At 34.2% G+C, this 3,703-nt stretch carries 1 protein-coding gene; it reads left to right on the forward strand.

Translation table 11 applies throughout. From position 1 onward, the window contains the following. On the forward strand, positions 1-3,456 hold a 3,456-nt coding region (locus tag D6734_11820), incomplete at its 5' end, for a hypothetical protein (GenBank protein ID RMF92649.1). Positions 3,457-3,703 lie beyond the last annotated feature (247 nt).

A 3,703-nucleotide genomic window follows, 5' to 3' on the forward strand; every position in this document is an offset into this window, starting at 1 on the left:
AAGGTATTTACGATAAATCCCGGAGGAAGGGTTGAGGATATACGATTTATTGTTGACAATTGTAGCAAACTTTCCATTAACGAAAAAGGTGAACTCCTAATAGATTCTGCTCCTAATATTACCTTTACGAAACCTTATGCATATCAGTTGATTGATGGTGAGAAAAAAGAGGTTGAAGCGGAATATAAAATCAATGATGACGGTAGAAGCTACGGATTCAGAGTTGGCAAATACAACAAAAAATATTCCCTCATAATCGACCCTCTCATCTCTTCGATTATTATAGGCGGAAAAGTGAAAGGAAATACTCACGACATAGCTTATTCAATTTCAAAAGATGCTGATGACGATATTTTTATCTGTGGCACAACGGATGCTATGGATTTTGGGAGTGATTCCATGAGTTTCAATAAAAAAGATAAAGGCACAAAGAAAGATGTTTTTGTATTGAAATTCAAGAATGGAAACTTAAATTCTCCTCCCCAATCAACAATTCTTTTTGGGGGCAATGAAAATGATATTGGCAAAGCAATTGCTCTCGATTATGAAGGGAATGTGTTCGTATCAGGCGATACTGAATCTGATGATTTTCCATTGGCTTCCAAAGAATTTTCCGCCTATTACTACAATGCAAGACAAAATGCGTTTATTGTCAAATTGTCCAATGAATTGGATTCATTGGAAGCAGCAAGGTATATCGGAGGGAATAGAGAAGACCATGCTGTTGATTTAGTGATTGATCATGAGGGTAGTGTTTTTGTAACTGGAATTACTAAGAGCAAACAATTTCCAATTGATTCTTCAAAAGTCAATATCATTCCTATTGATTCAAATTATAACAAATTCTTTGATGACATATTTTTGGTAAAATACACCAATAACTTAAAGAAGATTCGTTCATCGATAATTATAAGAGGGAGTGGTGAAGATGAAGTATCATCTATGGATATGGATTCAAGCGGTAATATCTTTTTAGCCGGAGGCACGAACTCTATAGATTTCCCAGTTGGTTCAAGTGTTTATGGTGACGCATATTGGACGCAGATAAACTGGCGTAGTCAGGGGTTCATTTCAAAATTTACAAATGATTTAAAGACGCTGCTGTCTTCGACTTTTTTGGGAGGAAAATATGGAGACACGATTGATGATGTAAAAGTTGACAAAAACGATAATGTCGTTGTTGCAGGGACTACCGATTCCTATGATTTTCCAATAGGTCCAGATAATTATAATAGAGGATATATAAATAAAAGCGATGCTTTTGTTTCCATCCTCGATAACAATCTACGATATCTTCTGTCTTCAACTGTTATAGGCGGGAAAAAAGTTGATAAAGCATCTTCTATAGCATTGGATCCTCAAGGGAACATTTATTTGGCAGGTGAAACTCAATCAAGCGACCTACCATTTATTAGCAGTGAACCATATATTGATATTTTGCAACCTTCCAAAACCTTTATCTATCGCATAGACAAGGATCTAAAGAGTTTGCTTTCAGGACGATACCTTGGCGGAAGCGCTAAGGATTCCAATCCAGCTATTGCAATCGATGATAGTGGTGAAGTATTTATTGTTGGTACAACTTTATCTAGCGATTTCCCTGTGACGGAAAATGCATACGATAAAACTTATAATGGAGCAGAAGATGTATTTGTTACTAAAACAACCGACGATCTATCTTCAATTCTTCAGTCGACATATGTTGGCGGAAGAAGATTGCCTTCATCTGAAACATTAGGCGCAGTTGCTCTTGATTCAAAGGGGAATGTTTATTTAACAGGAGAAAGTAATTCACTTCCATTAGCATTGGCGCATAATGCTTTCAAGGATATTTATAATTTACCGTCATCTTCTGAAAAAGATGTCCTTATATTAAAAATGGATAAAAATCTGGCAAAAATAAAAGCGTATACATTTATTGGAGGAAGTAGTGAAGACTGGGGAAATGACATTAAAATTGATAAACACGACAACATATTTGTCGCAGGAAACACCTATTCAAAGGATTTTCCTGTGAGTTCAAAGGGTTTTCAGACAGTTAAAAAAGGAAATCAATATTCTGGAGCAGCTTTTATAGTGCGACTCAATAATAGATTGGATAAATTGATTGGAGGCACCTATTTAGATGGCAGCCAAGAAGATAATTTGCGCGCTATAGCAATAAGTCCATCAGGTTATGTTTATGCTGCTGGAATTACTATATCAGGAGATTTTCCTGTTACAAAGAATGCTTTTTACCCAAAACATAAGAAAAAAACTTATTGGAATTATGACATATTTGTATCGAAACTAAACAATAATCTAACAAAGCTAATATCCTCCACTTTTCTTGGTGGTGAAAGTCGGGATGAATCGAAAGATATAGCTTTAGATTCAAATGGGGATGTGATTGTGGTTGGATGGTCATATTCGAAAAACTACCCCTTTACAATCGGCGCTTATAGAAAATCTATTGTTGGAAGTGATGGTGTAATTTCGAAATTTGACAGTAATCTCGAAGATTTGATTGCTTCGACTGCATTTGGAAGAAAGCATGATGATTCAATAGATTGTGTTTCTGTTGATTCAAAAAACAATATATATGTTGCAGGAACAACAGAATCAAAAAAACTGCCGAAAACAAAATTGAAAGAGACAAGAGACAAGTGGAATCATTATTCTGATGAAGATGTTTTTATATCCTATTTCAATAGTGATTTGAGTATGTTAAAAAGAACAGCTCTCTTTGGCGGTACTTCAGATGACAGAGCAGTTTCACTGCAAATTTCTCCTAAGGGTGATTTGATTCTTTTAGGCATATCAACTTCCACAGACCTTCCGGCACGCTCATATTATTACAAGGGACTTTTCTACTGGAATATGAATTTTTTTCTGCTCAAAGTTTCAAAACTTTTAAATAAAATAAAAAATTCAGTACTTATTGGTGGGAAAGGTTCAGATTATGGAAGAGACATCGTTTTGGATTCAGATGGAAACATAGTCATCGGTGGTGATACTGAATCATATAATTTGCCTATAAGCATTAATAACGATAAAACTTCATATACAGGCGGATATGATATCTTTGTAGCAAAAATTTCATCTGATCTTAAAAACTTATCTAATCAGTCAGAGATTGTATTGAAAAAATTAAAGATTAAAAAGATTGATGAAAGCAGACATATCTATAGAATACGCTGTAAGGTAATAAACAAATCAAGCATAGATACAGGACCATTCATTGTCCACAGCTTCTATTCACATTCAAAATCTAGTTACAGCGGGTATTTGGAAGGGACAAATGTAGTGAATTTAAAGAAAGGTGAATCGGTTATTATTAAGCAGACAGTCAAGTTGCCATGGGATGATTATTACAAAAAGCATTTTATCGCATTAGTTGCTGATTACAATAATAATGTCTTTGAAAGAAATGAAATAAACAATATCAAATATTCTAAAAATCTTGCAAAATATTGATGCCTTTTTCTTCTGTCACAATATTTTTGAAAAATTAATCAGAGAGGAACAAAGAGTTAAGGTCAAACCTCTCATCGCTCGAAAATGATTTTTAATTCATCCTTCTTATGCTTACCCCTCGTGAAAAGGATTGAGCAATGTATTATTCATATTTTGAGAATAATTATTGATTCTTCTTTGAACCAAGTTTTCATTTGTTCAGCAATTACAGGGCAAATTTCCTAAATTGTTGTCTGCAGTATAATAA

Source organism: Candidatus Schekmanbacteria bacterium (assembly GCA_003695725.1).
Taxonomy (GTDB): Bacteria; Schekmanbacteria; GWA2-38-11; order GWA2-38-11; family J061; genus J061.